23 protein-coding genes are annotated in these 20,317 nt (G+C 58.3%); 11 read left to right on the forward strand and 12 right to left on the reverse strand.

Annotated elements, in window-relative coordinates; translation table 11 throughout:
- The 3 genes from rpsE to rplO form a co-directional block, all read left to right on the forward strand.
- Positions 1-474, forward strand: a 474-nt coding sequence (rpsE, locus tag ADB02_RS00615) for a 30S ribosomal protein S5 (RefSeq protein ID WP_049189360.1), incomplete at its 5' end; no start/stop codon positions are given.
- Between the two features lie 3 nt (positions 475-477).
- On the forward strand, positions 478-663 hold the full coding sequence (gene rpmD / locus ADB02_RS00620) for a 50S ribosomal protein L30 (protein ID WP_048733820.1): 186 nt from the start codon (positions 478-480) through the stop codon (positions 661-663).
- A 2-nt stretch (positions 664-665) separates the two neighbouring features.
- Positions 666-1,112, forward strand: a complete 447-nt coding sequence (gene rplO, locus ADB02_RS00625; protein ID WP_012359606.1) for a 50S ribosomal protein L15 — start codon at positions 666-668, stop codon at positions 1,110-1,112.
- Positions 1,113-1,284: 172 nt separating this feature from the next.
- Here rplO and ADB02_RS00630 read toward each other — a convergent pair whose 3' ends face one another.
- Both ADB02_RS00630 and ADB02_RS00635 read right to left on the reverse strand, forming a co-directional pair.
- On the reverse strand, positions 1,285-2,058 hold the full coding sequence (locus ADB02_RS00630; protein WP_049181651.1) for an alpha/beta fold hydrolase: 774 nt from the start codon (positions 2,056-2,058) through the stop codon (positions 1,285-1,287).
- Positions 2,059-2,100: 42 nt separating this feature from the next.
- Positions 2,101-2,493 (reverse strand): DUF5997 family protein, encoded by a 393-nt coding sequence (locus ADB02_RS00635; RefSeq protein WP_049189392.1) that lies wholly within the window; start codon positions 2,491-2,493, stop codon positions 2,101-2,103.
- Positions 2,494-2,533: 40 nt separating this feature from the next.
- Between ADB02_RS00635 and ADB02_RS00640 the strand changes: the two genes are divergently transcribed.
- Positions 2,534-3,286: a LysR family transcriptional regulator gene (locus tag ADB02_RS00640; RefSeq protein ID WP_049172269.1), complete on the forward strand. Its 753-nt coding sequence runs from the start codon at positions 2,534-2,536 to the stop codon at positions 3,284-3,286.
- Between the two features lie 64 nt (positions 3,287-3,350).
- Positions 3,351-3,983, forward strand: coding sequence for a GNAT family N-acetyltransferase (locus ADB02_RS00645; RefSeq protein WP_038626150.1), 633 nt, complete (start codon positions 3,351-3,353; stop codon positions 3,981-3,983).
- 30 nt (positions 3,984-4,013) lie between these two features.
- On the opposite strand, the gene ADB02_RS00650 is transcribed toward ADB02_RS00645, so the two are convergent.
- From ADB02_RS00650 to glpX, 5 genes are all read right to left on the reverse strand, one after another.
- Positions 4,014-5,612, reverse strand: coding sequence for an MDR family MFS transporter (locus tag ADB02_RS00650; RefSeq protein WP_049189361.1), 1,599 nt, complete (start codon positions 5,610-5,612; stop codon positions 4,014-4,016).
- On the reverse strand, positions 5,602-6,297 hold the full coding sequence (locus ADB02_RS00655) for a TetR/AcrR family transcriptional regulator (protein WP_049172273.1): 696 nt from the start codon (positions 6,295-6,297) through the stop codon (positions 5,602-5,604). Before ADB02_RS00655 ends, ADB02_RS00650 begins: the two co-directional genes overlap by 11 nt.
- A 192-nt stretch (positions 6,298-6,489) precedes the next feature.
- Positions 6,490-7,785 (reverse strand): TIGR01777 family oxidoreductase, encoded by a 1,296-nt coding sequence (locus ADB02_RS00660; protein WP_241482356.1) that lies wholly within the window; start codon positions 7,783-7,785, stop codon positions 6,490-6,492.
- A 227-nt stretch (positions 7,786-8,012) separates the two neighbouring features.
- The gene (locus ADB02_RS00665) at positions 8,013-9,413 is read right to left on the reverse strand and encodes a class II fumarate hydratase (protein WP_016423173.1); all 1,401 of its coding nucleotides are present in this window, start codon (positions 9,411-9,413) and stop codon (positions 8,013-8,015) included.
- A gap of 163 nt (positions 9,414-9,576) precedes the next feature.
- The gene (glpX, locus tag ADB02_RS00670; RefSeq protein ID WP_005510610.1) at positions 9,577-10,602 is read right to left on the reverse strand and encodes a class II fructose-bisphosphatase; all 1,026 of its coding nucleotides are present in this window, start codon (positions 10,600-10,602) and stop codon (positions 9,577-9,579) included.
- Positions 10,603-10,972: 370 nt separating this feature from the next.
- On the opposite strand from glpX, the gene ADB02_RS00675 reads away from it, so the two are divergent.
- On the forward strand, positions 10,973-11,602 hold the full coding sequence (locus ADB02_RS00675) for a DUF4245 domain-containing protein (RefSeq protein ID WP_080969536.1): 630 nt from the start codon (positions 10,973-10,975) through the stop codon (positions 11,600-11,602).
- A 118-nt stretch (positions 11,603-11,720) separates the two neighbouring features.
- Here the strand turns inward: ADB02_RS00675 and ADB02_RS00680 are convergent, their stop codons facing one another.
- The 4 genes from ADB02_RS00680 to ADB02_RS00695 form a co-directional block, all read right to left on the reverse strand.
- A complete protein-coding gene (locus tag ADB02_RS00680; protein ID WP_005510689.1) occupies positions 11,721-12,011 on the reverse strand; it encodes an exodeoxyribonuclease VII small subunit in 291 nt (96 codons plus the stop codon).
- 61 nt (positions 12,012-12,072) lie between these two features.
- Complete coding sequence (gene xseA / locus ADB02_RS00685) at positions 12,073-13,308, reverse strand: exodeoxyribonuclease VII large subunit (RefSeq protein ID WP_048733842.1); 1,236 nt, start codon at positions 13,306-13,308, stop codon at positions 12,073-12,075.
- Between the two features lie 106 nt (positions 13,309-13,414).
- On the reverse strand, positions 13,415-14,569 hold the full coding sequence (locus ADB02_RS00690) for a DUF6542 domain-containing protein (protein WP_241482357.1): 1,155 nt from the start codon (positions 14,567-14,569) through the stop codon (positions 13,415-13,417).
- Positions 14,570-14,648: 79 nt separating this feature from the next.
- Positions 14,649-16,199 carry an AI-2E family transporter gene (locus tag ADB02_RS00695; protein ID WP_049189365.1) on the reverse strand — a complete coding sequence of 517 codons (1,551 nt, stop codon included), beginning with the start codon at positions 16,197-16,199 and terminating at the stop codon, positions 14,649-14,651.
- Positions 16,200-16,293: 94 nt separating this feature from the next.
- Here ADB02_RS00695 and ychF point away from each other — a divergent pair, with 94 nt between their 5' ends.
- The 3 genes from ychF (at position 16,294) to erm (ending at position 18,897) form a co-directional block, all read left to right on the forward strand.
- Entirely contained in the window at positions 16,294-17,373 is a 1,080-nt protein-coding gene (gene ychF / locus ADB02_RS00700) for a redox-regulated ATPase YchF (RefSeq protein ID WP_049189393.1), read from the forward strand.
- A 72-nt stretch (positions 17,374-17,445) separates the two neighbouring features.
- Positions 17,446-17,889: a recombinase family protein gene (locus ADB02_RS11690; RefSeq protein ID WP_223845690.1), complete on the forward strand. Its 444-nt coding sequence runs from the start codon at positions 17,446-17,448 to the stop codon at positions 17,887-17,889.
- Positions 17,890-18,042: 153 nt separating this feature from the next.
- Positions 18,043-18,897 (forward strand): 23S ribosomal RNA methyltransferase Erm, encoded by an 855-nt coding sequence (gene erm / locus ADB02_RS11125; RefSeq protein WP_065421699.1) that lies wholly within the window; start codon positions 18,043-18,045, stop codon positions 18,895-18,897.
- A gap of 219 nt (positions 18,898-19,116) precedes the next feature.
- Here erm and ADB02_RS11645 read toward each other — a convergent pair whose 3' ends face one another.
- Positions 19,117-19,440, reverse strand: a complete 324-nt coding sequence (locus ADB02_RS11645) for a type IIL restriction-modification enzyme MmeI (protein ID WP_049189366.1) — start codon at positions 19,438-19,440, stop codon at positions 19,117-19,119.
- A gap of 287 nt (positions 19,441-19,727) precedes the next feature.
- On the opposite strand from ADB02_RS11645, the gene ADB02_RS00715 reads away from it, so the two are divergent.
- Together ADB02_RS00715 and ADB02_RS00720 are read left to right on the forward strand one after the other, a co-directional pair.
- Complete coding sequence (locus ADB02_RS00715; protein WP_049189367.1) at positions 19,728-20,009, forward strand: type II toxin-antitoxin system RelE/ParE family toxin; 282 nt, start codon at positions 19,728-19,730, stop codon at positions 20,007-20,009.
- A 34-nt stretch (positions 20,010-20,043) separates the two neighbouring features.
- Positions 20,044-20,304: a HigA family addiction module antitoxin gene (locus ADB02_RS00720; protein WP_049189394.1), complete on the forward strand. Its 261-nt coding sequence runs from the start codon at positions 20,044-20,046 to the stop codon at positions 20,302-20,304.
- The last annotated feature ends 13 nt before the right edge of the window (positions 20,305-20,317 follow it).

Raw genomic sequence — 20,317 nt, forward strand, 5'->3', positions numbered from 1 at the left:
AAGGTCGTCAAGGGTGGTCGTCGCTTCAGCTTCACCGCTCTGGTGATCGTGGGTGACGGCCAGGGCATGGTCGGTGTCGGCTACGGCAAGGCCAAGGAAGTCCCGGCTGCTATCCAGAAGGGTGCCGAGGAAGCTCGCAAGAACTTCTTCCGTGTCCCGATGATCAACGGCACCATCACCCACCCGGTGCAGGGCGAGGCCGCAGCAGGCGTCGTCATGCTGCGTCCGGCTGCACCAGGTACCGGTGTTATCGCCGGTGGCGCAGCCCGCCCGGTGCTGGAGTGCGCTGGCGTCCAGGACATTCTCTGCAAGTCGCTCGGCTCGCCGAACGCCATCAACGTTGTTCACGCAACGGTGGCCGGCCTCAAGGAGCTCGTGCGCCCAGAAGAGGTCGCCGCACGTCGTGGCAAGAGCCTCGAAGAGGTTGCTCCGGCAGCCATGCTGCGCGCTCGTGCTGCAGGACAGGGGGCATAACCCATGGCACTGAAGATCCGTCAGATCAAGGGCACTGTTGGTAGGAAGCAGAACCAGCGTGACACGCTGCGTTCCCTCGGCCTGAAGCGCATCGGTCAGGAGATCATCCGCGAAGACAACGCTGTCACCCGCGGCATGGTCCACACCGTTCGCCACCTGGTCGAGGTTGAAGAAGTGGCAGGGGAGTAAAAATGAGCGATCCAATCAAGCTCCACGACCTCCGTCCGGCCAAGGGTGCAAACAAGGCCAAGACCCGCGTGGGTCGTGGTGAAGCATCCAAGGGTAAGACCGCTGGTCGTGGTACGAAGGGCACCAAGGCCCGCAACAAGGTTCCTGCATACTTTGAGGGTGGCCAGATGCCACTGCAGATGCGTCTGCCGAAGCTCAAGGGATTCAAGAACAACAACAAGGTCATCTTCCAGGTCGTGAACGTCTCCGACCTCGAGAAGGCCTTCCCGAACGGCGGCGACGTCGCAGTTGCCGACCTCGTCGCAGCTGGCCTGGTCCGCGCTAAGCAGCCGGTCAAGGTTCTGGGCAACGGCGAGATCAGCGTCAAGCTGAACGTCACCGCACAGAAGTTCTCGGGCTCCGCTAAGGAGAAGATCGAGAAGGCAGGCGGCTCCGTCACGGAGGCTTAAGCCTGATCAACGCCACCCGGCGAGGGGCTTTCCCCTCCCGGTAGCGTCGCAGCAAGACCCCGCATGGTGCATCACGCACCGGCGGGGTCTTCTGCTTTCTGTGACCTGCGCGCCTAGCAGGCCGGAAACTTGGGTTAAGTAAAGAAAAGTGTGTCTTTTCTTTACTTAACCCCTAGTCGGCAATCCCATCAATGTGCGCCAGCAGAGCAGAGTTGTAGTACTCCGGGGTCTCCTGGTTAAGCAGGTGCTTGGCCGGCGAAATGACGACCATGGTCGAGCCCGCGATGCCGTCGTGAAGCGAAGTGACGACGTCGAGTGACGTAGAGGTGTCTTGCTTGCCGGCGATGACCAGCGTCGGAGCGGTGATCTCGGCGAGGCGCTCGCGGGTGTCGAAGCGGGACAGTGCTCCGCAGGCGCCGATGTAGCCGTCATCGGGGCAATCTGCGATCATGTCGCGGAAGCGGGCGGGGAGCTCAGGGGTGGTGTCGAAGCACTCGTCGGTAAACCAGTTGCGGACGACAGCGTCTGCGAGCTCGACCGTGCCCTTGTCGCGCACGAGCTCGGCCTTTTCCTGCCAGGCCTCGGGTGTACCGAATTTCGGCGCCGTCGACGACAGTGTCAGGCTGACCACACGATCGGCGTGTTCTAGTGCGATGGTCTGGGCGATAGCGCCGCCGAGGGATAGTCCCACAAAATGTGCGCGGTCAACATCCTCCTCGTCGAGGACCTCGATGATGTCGGCGGCCAAGTGGCTCATGTCCCACTCACCCTCGGGGATAGGGGATTCGCCATGGCCACGGACATCTGGCGTGATGACCTGGTACTTTTCGCTCAAAGCGGCTACCTGTGGCTCCCACATCCCCTGTGTGGTGCCCAGCGAGCCAATCAGGACAACCGTACCGTTGCCCTTGTGGTTGATTGCATGTGCGGTGTAGTCGATGGCCACGAGGATCCTCCTTGAAGACGTCGGCTGTGTCTGCTGTGTCTGCTATTTCTCGGCGTTGCGAGCAGCTTCGGCGGCAGCCCGACCAGGGCCGTCGTCCTTCTTGGACTCTGCCTCAGCGGCTTCCACGCGCTGCTTCGCCATGGACTCACGAGCGGCCTCCAGCCACTCCGGCATCTGCTCGAGCAAATCCTTAATCTCTGCCGTTGTCAGCGGCTTGTCCATGTCGTTCTTCTTCAACGCCGTGATAGTGATGCCCAGCTTGCGGGCAACTTCTGGACGCGGGTGCGGTCCGTTGCGGCGTAGCTCAGCGAGCCATTCCGGCGGATTGGATTGCAGTTCGGCAAACTGCGCGTGCGAAATCTCACCAGTGCGAAATTCCTCGGGTGTGGCCGGGAGGAAAATGCCAAGTTTTTTGGCTGCGGTTAGGGGTTTCATGGGTTCAACGCTAGCACCCATTCGAGTAACCTTGCGGAGTATGTCGACTCCTGAACCCGCCGTCCTGCGCATCGTGTTCGCCACCGGCACCAGTCCCGAGAAGTGGTTTCGCCGCTTTAGGGATCGAATTCCGGCAACACTGCACACCCACGCCGCCGACGATCCGATGTCCGACCTGGTCGGCGGCGCCGCTGACATGGCGCTGGTTCGGTTAGAGTCCGAAAGCTCGCTGCCCGAGTCGCTCCATCGCATCCGGCTTTACGACGAAGCCTGGGGCGTGGCCTTCGAGAAAGAGCACGTGTTCTCCCTCACAGAGTCCGTGCCGGAGGAGCTGTTGGCGGACGAAACTGTGCTGTTGACCTCCGTGGATCCGGATGAGCTGCGACAGATGCTGCCCGTTGCGGCCACTGGTGCAGGTGTCGTGGTGGGACCTCGCACGATTTTGAAGGCGCTGTCGAAGAAGGCGGTGGCCTCATCGAACTTGGTGGCCGAGGAAGGCGCCACGGAACCGCTGTCTCGGACAGCTATTTGGTTGGTGTGGCCGAAAGTAGAGGACGACGAGCTCCGGCAGGAGTTCGTCGGCATTGTCCAGGGGCGCAGGGAGGGCTCGACGCGCACGCAGTTGGGGCGCAAGAAGGCTGATGAAGCTCCAAAGAAGTTGTCGGCCCGAGAAAAGACGCTTGCTAAGCAAGCCCGCCGGCAGCGCGCTGGGGCCGTCGTAAAGCATGCGCGTAGTAGCCGTAGCGGGCGTCGAAGCAGCGGTGGAAGCGGTCGACCGCGCAGGCGAAAGTAATCTTTTTACAATATTTTTGCCGTTTCGTTCGACGTGCGCGGAAAAATTAGCCACACTTGTAGTTATGGCTGAAAAGAAGCGCGATTTCACGATTCGAATGATGCGTGAAGAGGACTATCCACAGATCCAAGAGATCTACGAGATTGGCCTGGATACGGGGCACGCGTCCTGGGAGCACTCCGCTCCCGAGTGGGACGAATTCATCGCACTCAAACGAGTGGATTTGTGTTACGTCGCCGTCGACGCAGAAAACCCGGACAAGATTCTGGCTTGGGCATCGGCAGCGCCGGTATCCAAGCGCCCGATTTTCAATGGCGTCATTGAAGACTCCATCTACGTCCACCCTGACGGGCAGGGCATGGGGCTGGCGGCGACGCTGCTGCAGAAGCTTATCGACGATGCCACGGAGCGCGGCTGCTGGTCGATTCACTCGTGGGTCTTCCCGGAGAATGTGGGATCGCTAAAGCTGCATCGAAAGCTTGGCTTCCGAGAAGTGGGGATTTACCACCACATGGCAAAGATGACCTACGGCCCAATGGCGGGGCAGTGGCGCGATGTCATTATTTTGGAAAAGCTCCTGGAAAAGCCAGAGGAGCGTGCGTTGAAGCGCGTCCAGGAAGAAGCAGAAGCCGCCGGTGAGCCGAACCGTCCGATTCTGGACAAGCTCGACCGTGCCGACGGCCAGGTGGGGGCATAGCTGCCGGGAGCTGTGGCTCCCGCGAATTAATTACTCGACGGTTTCCTTCAAAGGATCCTCGCGAACGAAGAACACAATGATTGCTGCCAGAATAATCACTGGCGTTAGTACCAAGAAAATCGGCGTCAAACCATCGTTGTAGCTGGAGATCAGCGCTTCGTGGATTGGCGCCGGCATGCTATCTAGGACGTGCGGCGTCAGTGAACCAATCGACTTAGAGGAAAAGCCCTCCGGGCCCATCTGCTTTGCGAACTCTGCTGCAGCCTCCGGTGATGCGGCCTTGATCTGTTCGATAGCCGCCGGAACGCGTTCGCCTGCCAGGTCCTTCATGCTGTGGATGAAAATCGAACCCACAATGGAGGAACCGACCGCACCACCAATCTGGCGGAAGAAGTTATTCGCAGCGGTAGCGGTACCGACCATCGCGACCGGGAAGGAGTTCTGCACGATGAGAACCAGAACCTGCATGCCGGTGCCCAGGCCGAAGCCCATGATGAACAGGTACACACCAACCTGCCACAGCGGGGTGGTGGTCTCCAGCGTGGACAGCAAGTAGAGGGAGACAGCCATAATCATCAGGCCGACGAAGGGGTAGAAGCGATACTTACCAGTCCGCGAAATAATCTGGCCAACGCCAATTGAGGTGAGCAGCATGCCGACCATCATCGGCGTCATCATCAAACCTGCAGCGGTCGGTGACATTGAGTGCACCATCTGCAGGTAGGTCGGAATATAGGCCATAGTGCCGAACATCGCGATACCCAGAATGAGACCCGACACAGTCGTGAGCACGAAGTTCCGGTTATTAAACAAGTGCGTCGGAATCAGTGGGTTGGAAACGCGAGTCTCGGTGAGGAAGAACAGCACCCAGGAAACGACAGAGGCAACGATAAGCGAGATGATGACCCCGGAGTTCCAGTCGTACTGTGTACCGCCCCACGTGGTGGTGAGAATTAGCGTCGAGGCAGCGGCAGTCAAGAACATCGTGCCGATGTAGTCGAAGTTTCCTTCACTCTGGCGTCGGGGCAGCTTCAGGAAGGCTGCAGCTGCCGATAGTGCAACCACGCCCATCGGGACGTTGATCCACAGGCCCCAGCGCCAGCCCGGGCCGTCGGTGAACCAGCCTCCCAGCACTGGTCCCAGCACGGAACTCAGGCCGAACACAGCACCCATGATGCCCATGTACTTACCGCGCTGGCGTGCGGGAATAACCTCGGCCAGGATGGCCTGTGAGGAAACCATCAATGTACCGCCAGCAAATCCCTGAAAAGCGCGGGCGGCGATGAGCAGGCTCATGGAGTTGGTGATTGCACCCATGACGGAACCGACCATGAACAGCGCGATGCCCATCATGAACAGGCCCTTGCGCCCAATCATGTCACCGAGCTTGCCGACAATCGGCATTGCCACAGTCTGTGCCAACAGGAATGCAGAAATAACCCACGACATGTGGTCAACTCCGCCGAGCTCGCCGACGATGGTCGGCAGGGCGGTGGCGAAAATCATCTGCCCCAGCGAGCTCATCAGCATAGTGAGAATGAGCGCGAAGAAAATGATTCCCAAGTGGGACTTGTTGTCAGAAACCGTGGTGTCGGTTTGATCTTGAGCAGTGGTGTTGCTAGCTGTCACTATTCCTCCTCCAGAAATTTTTAACGACGTCGGCGGCGTCGTGAAGCGGTGTATCTGTTGTGAATTCGTCCCGATGAGCCGATGAGTACAGCACGCATTCGCGGACGAAACCGACCGACAGTGCTACCTCGTGCCCGACGGGCAGCTCGGGGTGCGTGCGCGACTGTGGATTCATCTCGAAATAGCGCTCAAAGGCAGAACGGACGCGGCGCATTGAGTTGCCAAAATTCGAAATGACAACCGTCGATAGCTTTGGCTCATTGCGCAAAATCTCGCGGATACGCTCCTTGAGCAGACGGTGAAACTCTTCGGTTGCCCCCAGCTCTTTATATCGGAGTAGCTGGGATTGCTGCTTTTTCTCGATGAAATCGAGCATGTCCGCGATGGGGTCTTGGTGAATTTGGGCGAGGAATACCTCTTCATCGTCAGCATCGAATGACATGATGCCGTTGCCGAAGATGGCTTGATCCTTGGAGTCGAAGTAATTGAAGAATGTGCGTCGACTGATATTGACCCGCTGACAGATGTCTTCGATGTTGACTTGGTCGTATCCGCGATCCAACACAAGGGCGGTCGCGGCATCGGCCAAAGCGCAGTGTGTTTGAAACCTTTTGAGCTCCCGGAGACCGCACTCGGGGTGTTGGCCCGGATCCAATCTGTGATAGGTATTCTCATCAATTTGCACGAGGTGCAAAGTTACACCGAGTGCAATGTGATGGCAAGTTGATGAGTCAACAGGTGTTTAAGTACCTATGCAGAGAGCATCTTTGGGTTGTTCAGGATGCCGTGGACTCAGGCGCAGGGGTCGGGTTGTTGATAGTCGCAACGCGCCATTCAATTACACAACCTTCGTGTTTTGTGTAGGCACGGTGGAAGGCTACCTCTCCTTCAATAGCTCGTGGCGCAGGGCGTCGTTAAGCGAAGTGAAGCGGAACCTGTGCCCCGCCTTTTGCAGCGCTGCTGCCTCTACTTTCTGATTCGCGAGAGCCAACTCCGCAGCACCGCGTTTGCCCAGCAGTACTGCAGGCCCCAGTGAAGGAATCGGAACCGCCGTCGGGCGGTGCAAGACCTCTCCCAATACCCTCGTGAACTCCGCATTATTCACTCCGAAAGCCAGTGGCACCACCGCATTGACAGGTCCGGCAAGGCCGGAATCTGCCAACGACCGGTGATAGATGTCCAACAGGTCGTCCAAAGCAATCCACGGGAACCACTGCTCGCCCGACCCCAATCTGCCTCCAAGCCCGGTGAACACCACGCCCGCTAGTAGCGGCAAGAGACCGCCGCCACCAGCAAGCACGAGACCAGTGCGGACGTTTACGACCCGCTTGCCTGCATCGCGAGCGGGATCCCATGCATTTTCCCAATCGCGCACAATAGCCGAGAGACTGTCCGCGGCGGCGCTGCCGTCGTAACGCTGCGCTTCCGCGCCAGGGCCAGCGTCCTCGGTGAGCACCTCTGGGCCACGATCCGCACCGTAGAACCCCACCGCCGACGCTCCAACCGCGACCTTCACGCTGTCAGTAGATGCAACGAGCTTTGCCAGAGCTCGCGTTGGTTCGACACGGGAATGGCGAACCTTTCGAAGATGCGCCTCCGTGAAGCGCCCCGCAATCGGTGCGCCGGCCAGATGGATGACCGCGTCGACTCCCTCCAGCAAGTCAGCTGCGGGTGCCGCAGTATCCCAATATCGCTTGTCCACACCCGTCTGTTCACGTGAGCGCACCAGCAAAATCACCTCATGTCCGGCCGTGGTCAGTAGCGCGCGCAGCTGCGTTCCGACGGTCCCCGTAGCTCCACTGATCGCCACTGTCAGCGGCTCCGGCACATGCCCCAAATACTCCGAAAGCCTATCGACGGCCGCAAGGTCGCCAGCAACCTTCGTAGCACGGTAGGCGAACATCGAATCCAACCCGGGTACCGGAACCTTGGTGTCAACGGTGTCCTCTAAAACCGTGCCAGCGCTGCCGTCGTCAAGCGGAGTATCGGAGAGAACGTGGGTGTGCTTCCACCCCGTGATGCGGCGAAAGGGCTCGCTGGTGACTTCGTCAATGAATCTCTGGCCGGGGAGGAAACCGGCCGGGTCGTGACGTGCAATCCATTTGAGGCCAGCCGGCATGGAGAATACGGTCGTGCCGTCGGCGAGGTTGGCGGATTCGGATTTCGGTGACATCGGGAGAAGCCCCGGTGTTAGGCGGGTGACAGCGCCTGGGCGGGAGAACCACTCGGCGACGCAACGGCGAGAAAATGCGATGGTGTGGCGATAGGTGGGAATAGTTAGTCACTCTCTGAAACTTGTCCGACGTTAAGGAAAAATAGTAGACCCCGAAGTCTTTCAGCGAAGTGAGACTACGGGGTCTTATGCGTAAGGTGCTCTCACACCTTCGAGTTCAGAAAGAACTAGTCACGATCAGTGTTGGCCATTGCCAGCACGTCGAGGCGCTTGTCCAGCTCTTCCTCGGTCAGCTTCTCGCCGTCGACGAAGCCCATGTCGATAACAGTCTGACGGATGGTCTTACCTTCCTTCAGAGCAGTCTTAGCGACCTTAGCTGCGTTCTCGTAGCCGATGGCGGAGTTCAGCGGGGTCACAATCGACGGGGAGGACTCAGCCAGAGTCTTCATACGCTCAACGTTCGGCTCGATGCCGTCCACCAGCTTCTCGGCGAAGACGCGTGCGGTGTTCGCCAGCAGCTTAGCGGACTCCAGCACGTTACGTGCCATGACCGGGATGAAGACGTTCAGCTCGAATGCGCCGTTAGCGCCAGCAAACTCAACAGCGGTGTCGTTGCCCAGAACCTGCGCTGCGACCTGGGTGGCAGTCTCACACAGAACCGGGTTGACCTTACCCGGCATGATGGAGGAACCCGGCTGCAGATCCGGCAGGTGAATCTCAGCAAGGCCGGTCAGCGGGCCGGAGCCCATCCAGCGAATGTCGTTAGCGATCTTGTTCAGGGAGACTGCGACGGTGCGCATAGCGCCGGAGAATTCGACCAGGGCATCGCGGTTAGCCTGAGCCTCGAAGTGGTTCTGAGCCTCGCGCAGCTCCTTGATGCCGGTCAGTTCGACGAGCTCAGCGGTGACCTTGGCACCGAAGTCCGCCGGGGTGTTCAGGCCGGTGCCAACAGCGGTACCACCGATTGGCAGCTCGCCCAGACGCGGCAGGGTGGCCTCGATGCGCTCAATGCCAGCCTCAATCTGGCGAGCGTAACCCGAGAACTCCTGACCCAGGGTCACCGGGACAGCGTCCATCAGGTGAGTGCGGCCGGACTTAACAACGGTCTCCCATTCCTTGGCCTTCTTAGCCAGGGACTCCTGCAGAACCTTCAGTCCCGGGACGAGGTCCTTGACAGCTGCCTCGGTTGCTGCGACGTGAGTGGCAGTCGGGAAGGTGTCGTTGGAAGACTGACCCATGTTGACGTGGTCATTCGGGTGAACCTCAACGCCGTTGGCCTTTGCGATGGACGCAATGACTTCGTTGGTGTTCATGTTGGAAGAAGTGCCCGAACCGGTCTGGAAGACGTCAATCGGGAACTCAGCATCGTGCTTGCCTTCGGCAATTTCCTTGGCAGCGGCGACGATGGCATCTGCCTGCTCAGCAGACAGCAGGCCGCGCTCCTTGTTGACGATGGCGCAAGCTGCCTTCAGCAGACCCATAGCGCGAATCTGTGCAGACTCCAGCGGACGGCCGGAAATCGGGAAGTTCTCAACTGCACGCTGAGTCTGTGCGCGCCACAGGGCGTTAACCGGAACCTTAACCTCGCCCATGGTGTCGTGCTCGATGCGGAACTGCTGCTCTGTCATTCGTTGCCTCTTTCAGTTAGGGGAACTTGAGTGCGCGCAGAACGACCCCTCATTGCGCATGCAATTTTCATGCGATGCAGAACCGTTAGCGCATTCGTCTTCAAGTATGAATCAGTTTGTTAAAAAAGTGGTGCCCTGAGGGCACCACTAAAGGGGTAGTTACTTACAGATCGATGTCAGGCATCTCGCCCTTGCCGTAGTCGATGCTGGCGTACTTGCGCAGCTTCTCCAGGGAGTGGAAAGCCTCGATGCGACGAATGGTGCCGGACTTGGAGCGCATAACCAGCGAGCGGGTCCACGCGCCGTTACCGCGGTAAGCGACACCGCGCAGCATGTCACCGTTGGTGACACCAGTGGCAACGAAGTAGCAGTTGTCGGATGCGACCAGGTCATCGGTGGTCAGAACACGAGAAAGATCGTGCCCAGCGTCGAGAGCCTTCTTAATTTCGGCCTCATCGCGCGGGTGCAGTTTGCCCTGGATTTCGCCGCCCATACACTTCATGGCGCATGCGGTGATGACACCTTCTGGGGTGCCGCCGACGCCCATCATGATATCGACCGAGTTCGTGTTCTGAGCTGCGGCAACAGCGCCAGCAACGTCACCATCGCCAATCAGTCGAACCTTGGCGCCAGCTTCGCGGATGTCACGAATCATGTCAGCGTGGCGCGGGCGATCCAGCACGACAACAGTGACATCTTCCGGACGCAGCCCCTTGGCCTTAGCAACGACCTTGATGTTGTGCTCAACTGGAGCCTCGATGTCAATCTTGCCGGCAGCCTCCGGGCCAACAGCAATCTTATCCATGTAGAACACAGCCGACGGGTCGTACATGGAGCCGCGGTCTGCAGCAGCAAGAACAGCGATAGAGTTCGGGCGGCCCTCTGCCATCAGAGTCGTGCCGTCAATCGGGTCAACCGCGATGTCAACGGCCGGGCCTTGGCCGTTGCCGACCTTTTCGCCGTTGAACAGCATCGGGGCTTCGTCCTTTTCGCCCTCGCCAATAACAACGACACCGTTCATAGCCACGGTGTTGATGAGCTGACGCATGGCATCGACGGCAGCGCCGTCGCCCTTTTCCTTCTGACCACGACCGACCCACTGACCAGCTGCCAGTGCAGCGGACTCAGTAACTCGGACGAGCTCCATCGCAAGGTTGCGATCTGGTGCTTCAGGATTCGAGGCGTTCATTGACTTCTGGCCCTTCCGTGGTTTTTGAGAACTCTTTTGAGGTTTGAGAATGTGCTGGGAGACGCCACGCCAGGAAACTGGGGTTTAGCGTTGCAACAATTTCTATTGATTGATGTTTGGCGCATCAGTTTTAGCGCCTTTGCATCTGTTACTAGTGTTCCACCTTTTTGGTGTTCGGGGGTGGACGCAGCGCCAAAGTGGGGGGAGTTTCAGGGCTAAACCCCCACATCACGCGGTTATCAAAAGTTTGTTCCGGCGTCAGTTCGCTTGACGACGTCGACAGCGTCCGTCATCAAGTATTGCTAGCTGCAGCTGTGCGGGTGCGACTGATGACTAGGTTCGTTGCGGGGCCTTTGGCATACTTGAGCGCGTGGCGAATGAGAAACCTAGGATTTTGCAGGACAGTCGAGACATGATTCTCACCCTCGTGGTGATGTTTCTTGCGGTGGCTGTCACCATTGGCTTTACCGGCCTGTGCAGTTTTAACCCCGGGAAGCCGGAAAACGGTCCGGTGCGCGAGGTCGATGCCGCCCCATTCGTGAACGTGGAGGCTCGGCGCGTGGACTATCCAGTTCGCCTGCCGAAGGTGCCTGAGGGCTGGACTTCAAACTCGACCCGCGCGGGTATGGCGGCGGGGAAGCAGACAACCATTATTGGCTATGTCACCGCTAGCGGAGCATTCATTCAGGTCACGCAAACAGATGCGGAAGCAGGTCAGCTGCCGGATGATGGTAAGAACCGTCTCCGGGACGGTACTACTGACGTGGAAGGTACAACCTGGACTAAGTATGAGCCGGCTGAGGACAACGTGCGTCGCGTATGGGTTGGGGACCTCGGTGACTCCCGCGCAATTATCGAGGGCACTGCCAACGACGAGGAGTTCACACAATTGGCGGCGGCATTGCAGAAGGCCGAGCCAATTGATCCGGACACGACAATGCCGGATTCGTCACAGCCGCAGCAGACTGCGTCCGAGACGCCGTCGGCACCAGCAAAGTAGGCCGAGTCGAGCACTCACCTGGATGGGTAATCCCAACTAGGGCCATAAAATAGCTGAACTCAGCTATCAGCGAAGAGACGAGAAACGATATGAACTGACGATCGTTTCTCGTCTCTTTTTAGTCCTCATCGCCCACATTCTCGGCAGAAGCCGAGACATCCTGATTCTTGCTGGCCAAGGCGGCTTCAACCTTTGCCCGTGCGCCAGCCAAATGCTCCTCGCAGCGGCGGGCCAGCGCCTCGCCTCGCTCCCACAGCGCCAGGGATTCATCCAGGCTCATCTGTCCGAGTTCTAGGAGCTTGACGGTCTCGACCAGCGCATCTCGAGCCTGCTCGTAGCTCAGGTTCTCTACCGGTACCTGTTCCTCCGAAGAGGGAGCCTGACCCGCGCCGAAAACATTGTCATTCATTAGCGAATACGTCCTTCACATCTAGTAGTTAAAGCTCTAAGGTTGGAAAAGTCATTGCTTACTAATTCGCCGGCTTCGTAGCTAGCGTCGCTGCAGAGATGGAGCCGTCACTGACGCGAATTCGCAGTTGGGAACCCATCGGAGCATCTGCAATAGAGGTCACAATCTGTGGTTCCGGCTGAGTAGCCGATTGTGCCTGCACGATGGCATAGCCGCGAGCGAGCGTGGCAGAGGGGCCAAGTGCTGAAACCTTGCCGCGCAATCCCGATACCACGGCTTCCTCACGTTCCAGACTGCGGTGGATGAGAAAACGTAGCCGATCGACCTGCGCCGTGACAAACTCTTCACGCACGCGGATGGGAGTGAGCGGATCGCGCAGTACCGGCCGCGACGTCAAATCCCGCAGAGTCGCTACTTCACGGTCAACCCATCGCCGCAGAGATGCCGAGGAGCGCTCACGCAGCTGTGCAATGAGGCGGCGTTCCTCAGCAGCATCGGGCACTGTTCTCTTGGCTGCATCCGTCGGTGTGGCAGCACGTAAATCAGCGACGTAATCCAACAGCGGAGTATCCGGCTCGTGCCCGATTGCAGAAACCACCGGTGTTGTCGCCTTACTCACCGCACGAATCAGCGCCTCATCTGAAAAAGGCAGCAAATCTTCGACACTGCCACCGCCACGGGCGACGATGATGACATCGACCTCCGGGTCGGCGTCGAGCTGTGTCAGCGCTTCAATAATCTCCGGAACAGCCTTGGCGCCCTGCACAATTGTGTTGATTACCCGGAAATCCACTTCGGGCCAGCGGGCACCCGCGACCGAAAGCACATCGCGTTCAGCTGCCGAACCGCGACCGGTAATCAACCCGATCTTGTTGGGGAGGTAGGGCAGAGGGCGTTTCAGCCGTGGATCAAAGAGGCCTTCCGCCGCTAGTGCCTGGCGCAGCTGCTCCAACCGTGCCAACAGTTGCCCCAAACCTACGGGCCTCCACTCCGTAGCCCACAGGGAAAACTGCCCCCGCCCGGCATAAAACGCAGGCTTGCCCAAAACCACTACGCGGTCGCCGTTGCGCAGTGGATTATTGCGGAGAGCCGCCGTAGAACAAGTCACCGATACCGAAAACTCCGCGGAGGTGTCACGCAGAGTGATGTAGGAGAGCTTCCAGCTCGGCTTGGAGTTGACCTGGGCGATTTCCCCCTCGACCCAAATCTGTCCAAGGCGCTCAATATAGTCCTTGACTAACTGGTTCAGGCGCCGAACCTGAACCGGTTTCTCGGCCGACGTTTCCAATTTCGACATACATCAACACTTACACGATGGGGCGGATCGTCCTGCTTATAAACGCACGTTGCCCACAGGCTAAATCTGCCTGTGGGCAACTGTGACGGTAAGGTGCAAGCCCGAGCTACTTGCGGTAACGAGACCTGCTATCGCGCCCGGTTATGCGCTCCTGGCGAGGGCGCTGCTGTCGCGGTGGCCACTCCTCGGTGCGGCGGTGGTTGCCTACTTGGCGTGCGGGGCTCTGTCGAGGCTTTTCGGACCGGGACTCCGGCGAAGACTGTTCTCCCCACATCCGTGCCGTTCCTGCCGCTTGACGACGGGGAAACTCCTGCTTCGGCCGCTGCGGTGCGTTTGGCCGTTCAATCGGACGATGAGGCTGCTGTCTGGTCGAGTTTGGCGAAGTGGAATCCTGAGTGAACTGCGCCTGGCCCGGATGCGGGCGAGACTGCCAACGGGATGTTGGCTGCTGGACCCGCTGTGCGAAATTCGAGCGCTGCTGGGCACGCTCCCCAGAACGGTCAACTGGTCGCTTACGCAGTTGCTCGGCGTTGCGCGATGCCGAGTTGGCGTTCGCTGCAGGTCGGGCACCAGAACGAGAAGTCTCCTGCCGAGAGCGTGCAGCTTGCTGGCGCGCCTGGCGGCGAGCTTCGGCATCTCGGATAATGTCCGCAGCGGGACGTCGTGAAGCAGGACGTTCCTGGGTGCGAGAGGCGACCCGGCGATCAGATTCGGCGAGACGACGGCGAACCTGAGAGCTGGATTCGACAGCGGCTTCGTCACGGTGCTGGCGTTGTTTAGCGACCTTGCGCTGGGTGTTGAGGGATTTCTCCTGGGTGCGGGTGATTTCGAGGTAACGCCACACTGCGATGATGACACAGATAATCATCAAGACCAGCAGCCACGGGAACTGCTGGATGATGGGATATGCCGAGGTCACCAGGCGAGCGCGTTTAGAGGTTGTCGCGGTCGCGCCACCATTTTCAGGATCGGCGAGAGAACCGGTAAACCACGCTGTGAAAAAGGTGACAAGCGCGAACAAAATGGGGATTTGAGCGACGGTAACTACCAGACCGCGAGGAACCACCAACAGTGTTCCGGCCACAGCAGCCACGGCAAAAGCAATGAAGTAGGGCTTGCCAATCGAACCGTTGGGAACAGAAAAGAGCAAACCAATAACGCCAGCTAGAAGCATCAGCAACGGCGGCACAAACATTGGCACGCGTGGAAGCAGGGGTTTGTTTCCACTGCCTTTACGGGTTATTGCTGATCTGTTCGACACGAATGCGTATCCTACCGGTTATTAGTGATAATACGGGCAAGCCCGGTATGTGGGCTCGCCCGTGTCTTAAAATTTCGCCTTACTTCTTTTTCTTAGAGAAAGACCCGGAGACCACTTCAGAGACTTTATGGAAGGCCTTGGTCATCGTTCCCTCTTCCTGCTTGGTCGGACCAGCATCGGGGGAAACCTTACCGGCGGTGCGAGCATCTGCCTTCACGGCGCTCTCTGCAGAGCTGTCGGAGTCGTCACTGCCCAGGCGGAACGAAGCCAGTCGGTCGCGCATCGCACGGCCGGCAGCTTCAATCTGAATGCCGGAGATCGATCCGGCATCCGTGGCGAACTCGATATCCTTTGCGGTCTTGTCACCCGTACGCAAATCTGTGAGGTCGCCGAGGTAGCGGAACCAGACCGCGACGACTGCAGTGACTGGCACCGCCAGGAAGGCGCCGATGATGCCGAAGATACCGCCACCGAGCAGAACCACCAGCAGGACGATTGCGGCGTGCAGGTCCATAGCCTTGGACTGCAGAATCGGGGAGAGGATATTGCCCTCAATCTGCTGGACGGCAATGATGATGAGCAAGACAAAGATTGCTGTGGTCAGGCCGTTGGCAACAAGTGCGACTACCACTGCAATGAAGCCAGCGGTGAAAGCACCGACAATAGGAATGAAGCCAGCGAAGAAAGTCAACACGGCCAGAACCATTGCCAGCGGCACATTCAAAATCGCAAGACCGGCACCGATGAAGACCGCGTCGATAAGCGAAACGATAGCCTGCGTGCGGATGTAGCCCGACAGCGTGTTCCAGGAGCGGGTGAGTACCTCCGTGAGATGCCAGCCGAGGCGACGTCCGGTCAGGCGGCGGAGCCATGGCAGGAAGTCCTGGCCGTCCTTGATGAAGAAGAACGTCAGCACCAGCATTGCCATCAAGGTTACGGCGACCGAAGAGACCACCGAGATGCCTTGGAAGACTGTGTTGGCGATATCGCCGGAGCGCTCCTGGAGCCATTGGGAACCCTGGTCCAGAGCGTCGAGGATTTGTTCATCCTTGACGTTAAATGGCGGGGCCTGAATGATGTTCTGGACTTCTTGAATGCCATCTGTGAACTGGCGACGCAATTCGGGGAACTGCGACTGCACAGTCGGTGCGAGGAACGCGACGACGCCGCCAAGCAGCGCCAGCGCGCCTAGGATGACCGTCAGTGCGGAGAGTGCGCGGGGCCAGCGGTGTTTCATCAGGAACACGGCGGGCGGAGCCAGCACCGTGGAGACAATCAGGGCCAACAGAATCGGCAGAACGCCAGCCCAAATCTTTCCCAGAATCATAGCGCTGACGTACAGCGCCGCTGCGGTGATGAGGAAACGCAGGCACCAACCTGCGAACCACCGGGCACCCTCGCCAATGACGTCGGCGCGGTCGATGGATTCGGCGTCGTTTTCGCTCATAAGCTCATCGAGGTTTTCAGCATCTTCCGGCAAATCCGGTTGCGTTACCGCTGACTTATGGGCGTCGGAGGGGATAGACAGAGACTGTTCTACACGCAGAGGCTCTGATCCCATTACGTGATCGATAGCGTCTTTTTCGGACTGCGCAGTCCACTCTTCGCCTTCATTGGGTTTATTGCTCACATATTCATTATGGGGGTTCGCAGGGGATAGGGGGCAACTTCACGAAGTTAGGGCGAGTTCAAATCTGTCTCCCCAAGCCCGTAAGATGGGCAATGTGAGTCTTACACTTGGAATCGTCGGTCTGCCCAATGTCGGAAAGTCAACCCTGTTTAACGCCTTGACGCGCAACGATGTGCTGGCTGCGAATTATCCGTTCGCCACCATCGAGCCGAACGTCGGCGTTGTGGAGCTTCCCGATCCCCGTTTGAATAAGCTCGCCGAAATTTACGGCTCCGAGCGTATTCTTCCGGCTACGGTGTCGTTTGTGGACATCGCCGGCATCGTCAAGGGTGCATCGGAGGGCGAAGGTCTTGGTAACAAGTTCCTCGCCAACATCCGCGAGGCTGACGCTATCTGTCAGGTCGTCCGTGTCTTCAATGATGATGACGTTGTGCATGTCGACGGCAAGGTTGACCCGGCCTCTGACATCGGTGTGATTGAAACCGAGCTTATCCTGGCTGATATCCAGACTATTGAGAAGGCGCTGCCGCGTCTGGAAAAGGAAGCCAAGAAGGATAAGGAAAAGGTCGGCGAGGTTGAAGCCGTCAAGCAGGCTCTGGCCGTGCTGGAAGAGGGGCGCACTCTCTTCGCTGCTTCCGATGATGTGAAGCTCTCCGCTCTGCGCGAGCTGCACTTGCTCACCGCAAAGCCGTTCCTCTACGTCTTCAATGCTGACGAGGAAGTGCTTGCCGACGAGGACCGCCGCGCGGATCTAGCCGCTGCTGTGGAACCGGCAGACTGTGTGTTCCTCGACGCCAAGGCTGAGTCGGACCTTCTGGAGCTGGATGAGGAATCCCGCAATGAGCTCCTGGCTGAAATTGGCCAGACCGAGCCGGGTCTGCATTCGCTTGCTCGCGCTGGTTTCCGCACTCTGGGGCTGCAGACTTACCTGACCGCTGGCCCGAAGGAGTCTCGCGCCTGGACCATTCCGAAGGGTGCTACGGCCCCGCAGGCTGCCGGCGTGATTCACACTGACTTTGAGCGTGGCTTCATTAAGGCTGAAATTGTGTCCTTCAGTGATCTGGTCGAGGCCGGTTCGATTGCCGAGGCAAAGGCTAAGGGGAAGGTCCGCCAGGAGGGCAAGGACTACATCATGCACGACGGCGACGTGGTTGAATTTAAGTTCAATGTGTAGCTAGGCCTTATTAATAGCGTTTGACAACACGCGCTCCTATTTGCCGTCGTATCTCACGAGACGCTGACGTGGATGGCCGCACCATCGACCTGCAGCCTCAGGACTGTGAAGTCATTGCAAAGCAGCGTGGCTTGCACGTTGGACATAGGACATAACGACGTCGATCAGTCCATTTCCGCGTCAAAGAAGAATGTGGCTCGCCCCAACTACGACGCCATGGTGGCATCCCTCGAACGCGGCGAAATCGACGCGATCATCTGCTGGGACCTCGCTGGACAGTCCGATCGGTCGGACAGAATTACTCCCGCACCCCAGCGTAATCAGGGGTGCACCTTAAAAACATTCGGAGGTGGGGGTAACTCCCCCTCGTTGCCCAGAGACAAAATACGCCAGTGGCGTCTGTATGACGCCCCGAAGGTAGGACAAATTCCAATCCAGAGAGGTCTTGCACTGTTGCGGTGCGGTTGTCTTCTTTCTCACCGTATTGCACCCTGCGAAATTAATTGGATACGATAGAACCATGTTGATTTCAGGTTCCGTTTTCATGCGGCCGCTCACCAACCGCTAAGGCGGTTTTCTCCCTCCCGCGGGTCAAAAACCGCTCCGGTCCTTTAGCCGGGCGGCCATTTGCCATGCCCGGCTCCGTTTCAACTCCACGGAGCACACCTGATGTCTACATACGGATACGGCCGTCACGAACATGGCCAAAATTTTCTCACAGACCAAAAGATCATCAACACCATCGTCGATCTTGTAAAACAAACCACCGGCCCCATCATCGAGATCGGGCCGGGAAGCGGTGCCCTCACTCACCCGATATCCCGCTTGGGGAGGGCAATAACGGCAGTTGAGGTAGACGCAAAACTAGCTGCCAAACTCACAAAAAAGACCGCCTCGGCGTCGGTCGAAGTGGTCCATGATGATTTCCTTAACTTCCCGTTACACGCCACTCCCTGCGTCATTGTGGGAAACATTCCCTTTCACCTCACCACTGCCATTCTTCGAAAGTTGTTGCATGCGCCGGCATGGACTGACGCTGTACTCCTCATGCAGTGGGAAGTCGCTCGCCGCCGGGCCGGGGTAGGCGCAAGCACGATGATGACGGCTCAGTGGTCCCCATGGTTCACGTTTCACCTTGGTTCCCGAGTACCAAGGTCTGCTTTCCGTCCACAGCCTAACGTTGACGGGGGGATCTTAGTGATCCGCCGGGTGGGTGACCCGAAGATCCCGATAGAGCAACGCAAAGCCTTTCAGGCTATGGTGCACACCGTTTTCACCGCCCGGGGACGCGGGATAGGGGAAATTCTCCGAAGGGCAGGGTTGTTTTCATCACGTTCAGATACACAATCATGGTTGCGCTCGCGAGGAATCGACCCCGCAACCCTACCCCCCAGATTGCGCACCAGCGACTGGATCGATCTCTTTCAGGTGACTGGTTCCTCTCCATCGCACCATCGGCCAATTTCACAATCGGGAAGTAGTCAACGCCCTCCTCAACGCAAAAAACGAGGCCGGCGGCGTTAATCTCCCCGCCACCCAAACCGAAATCCACCAGTAGTAGTGGACGACCAGTGCTGGTCTACCGTGAGCCGGGTTATGACAGTGACGTGTTCTCGTCGGGCACAGTCATAGTTCCCGGCGTTGCCGGCGACAGGGTTCTATACCCAGCAGCGGGGCCGATCAAAATTACCCGCACGGGGAACGACCCTGCTGGTGGTTTCGATTTTGATGGAAGCGAGGAGATTAGCCCCTCGACAACTCCCCGTAGCTGGCGAACAGTAGCTCCTGGCGCTGGCGCTCGTTGGTGAGTTTGCGTGCCACACCGAAAGCTTTATTTACTTCTCGGTCCATTTCGTCGTGAGCCTTGAGCAGAGTTTGGTCCATCGCTAACGGGTTGTAGTGCTCCGCGAGTGACCCCTCGGGGTGCCGCTCGCGGGCCCGCAGTACCAACTGTCCAGCGTCGATGATTCGCTGCTGCGCTTTCTCATCTAGTTCACACGGAGCTGGTCCGAAGGAGTAGCTCCCGGTGTACTCCGAAGAACGGAAAAATGAATAGTGGGGATACATCGACTTCCATTTTCCATTCTCCCGGCTCAGAGTATTGAGGGGGCTGGGACCGGGTCCGTAAACCCTTTATGTTTTCCACGCACAGCGGTTTATAGCGACGATCCCTATAGGTTTTCCGCAGAACCTATATGTATTTCTGTGCACCCCCATGTTGTCCGTTTTAGCGGTATTTCGTTGCTACTTCCGCACTTGCGAATAAAATGGTTATTTATCGCCGACACTCCGTGGAGTTCAAATTTAACGTGTAGCGTTATTGACGCTTCGCGTTATGGGGGATAGGGTGAAGCATGATCCAGTCGTTCGCTGACAAGGACACTGAGCGTTTGTGGAATCGAGAGCGAGTTCGCTCGATCGATTCCCGCATTCACTCAGTAGCGCTGCGCAAGCTTCGCCAGCTTGGGTACACGCAGACTCTTGATGAGTTACGGATTCCCCCGGGAAACCGGCTCGAGGCGTTGAAAGGTGATCGGCGGGGTCAGTTCAGCATTCGAATCAACGACCAGTGGCGGATCTGTTTTCGTTGGTCCGCCGCGGGGCCAGAGGAGGTTGAGATCGTTGACTACCACTGACAAGCTCCCTCCGGTTCACCCCGGTGAGATCCTCATGGAGGACTTTCTCAAGGAAATGGGGATCACCCAGCACAAGCTCGCAGTCTCCATCGGCGTTCCGCCCCGCCGGATCAACGAAATTGTTCACGGTAAGCGGGCTGTAACCGCGGACACTGCTCTTCGCTTGGCTAAGTTCTTCGGAATGAGCCCCCAGTTCTGGCTCGGGTTACAGACTCAATATGACTTGGACGTTGCGGAAGACAAGATCCTCTCGGAAATCGAGCGGATTCAACCGGTCCAAGCTGTCTCAGCGTAGCGGTTACCCGAAC

This window comes from Corynebacterium sp. 212_CJEI (assembly GCF_001055915.1).
In the GTDB taxonomy this organism is placed as follows: domain Bacteria; phylum Actinomycetota; class Actinomycetes; order Mycobacteriales; family Mycobacteriaceae; genus Corynebacterium; species Corynebacterium jeikeium_D.

Coding starts and splice junctions, on each gene's coding strand:
- rpmD (WP_048733820.1), top strand. CDS start 478: ATGGCACTGAAGATCCGTCAGATCAAGGGCACTGTTGGTAGGAAGCAG.
- rplO (WP_012359606.1), top strand. CDS start 666: ATGAGCGATCCAATCAAGCTCCACGACCTCCGTCCGGCCAAGGGTGCA.
- ADB02_RS00635 (WP_049189392.1), bottom strand. CDS start 2,493: ATGAAACCCCTAACCGCAGCCAAAAAACTTGGCATTTTCCTCCCGGCC.
- ADB02_RS00640 (WP_049172269.1), top strand. CDS start 2,534: ATGTCGACTCCTGAACCCGCCGTCCTGCGCATCGTGTTCGCCACCGGC.
- ADB02_RS00645 (WP_038626150.1), top strand. CDS start 3,351: ATGGCTGAAAAGAAGCGCGATTTCACGATTCGAATGATGCGTGAAGAG.
- ADB02_RS00660 (WP_241482356.1), bottom strand. CDS start 7,785: ATGTCACCGAAATCCGAATCCGCCAACCTCGCCGACGGCACGACCGTA.
- ADB02_RS00665 (WP_016423173.1), bottom strand. CDS start 9,413: ATGACAGAGCAGCAGTTCCGCATCGAGCACGACACCATGGGCGAGGTT.
- glpX (WP_005510610.1), bottom strand. CDS start 10,602: ATGAACGCCTCGAATCCTGAAGCACCAGATCGCAACCTTGCGATGGAG.
- ADB02_RS00680 (WP_005510689.1), bottom strand. CDS start 12,011: ATGAATGACAATGTTTTCGGCGCGGGTCAGGCTCCCTCTTCGGAGGAA.
- xseA (WP_048733842.1), bottom strand. CDS start 13,308: ATGTCGAAATTGGAAACGTCGGCCGAGAAACCGGTTCAGGTTCGGCGC.
- ADB02_RS11690 (WP_223845690.1), top strand. CDS start 17,446: ATGGCCGCACCATCGACCTGCAGCCTCAGGACTGTGAAGTCATTGCAA.
- erm (WP_065421699.1), top strand. CDS start 18,043: ATGTCTACATACGGATACGGCCGTCACGAACATGGCCAAAATTTTCTC.
- ADB02_RS11645 (WP_049189366.1), bottom strand. CDS start 19,440: ATGTATCCCCACTATTCATTTTTCCGTTCTTCGGAGTACACCGGGAGC.
- ADB02_RS00715 (WP_049189367.1), top strand. CDS start 19,728: ATGATCCAGTCGTTCGCTGACAAGGACACTGAGCGTTTGTGGAATCGA.
- ADB02_RS00720 (WP_049189394.1), top strand. CDS start 20,044: ATGGAGGACTTTCTCAAGGAAATGGGGATCACCCAGCACAAGCTCGCA.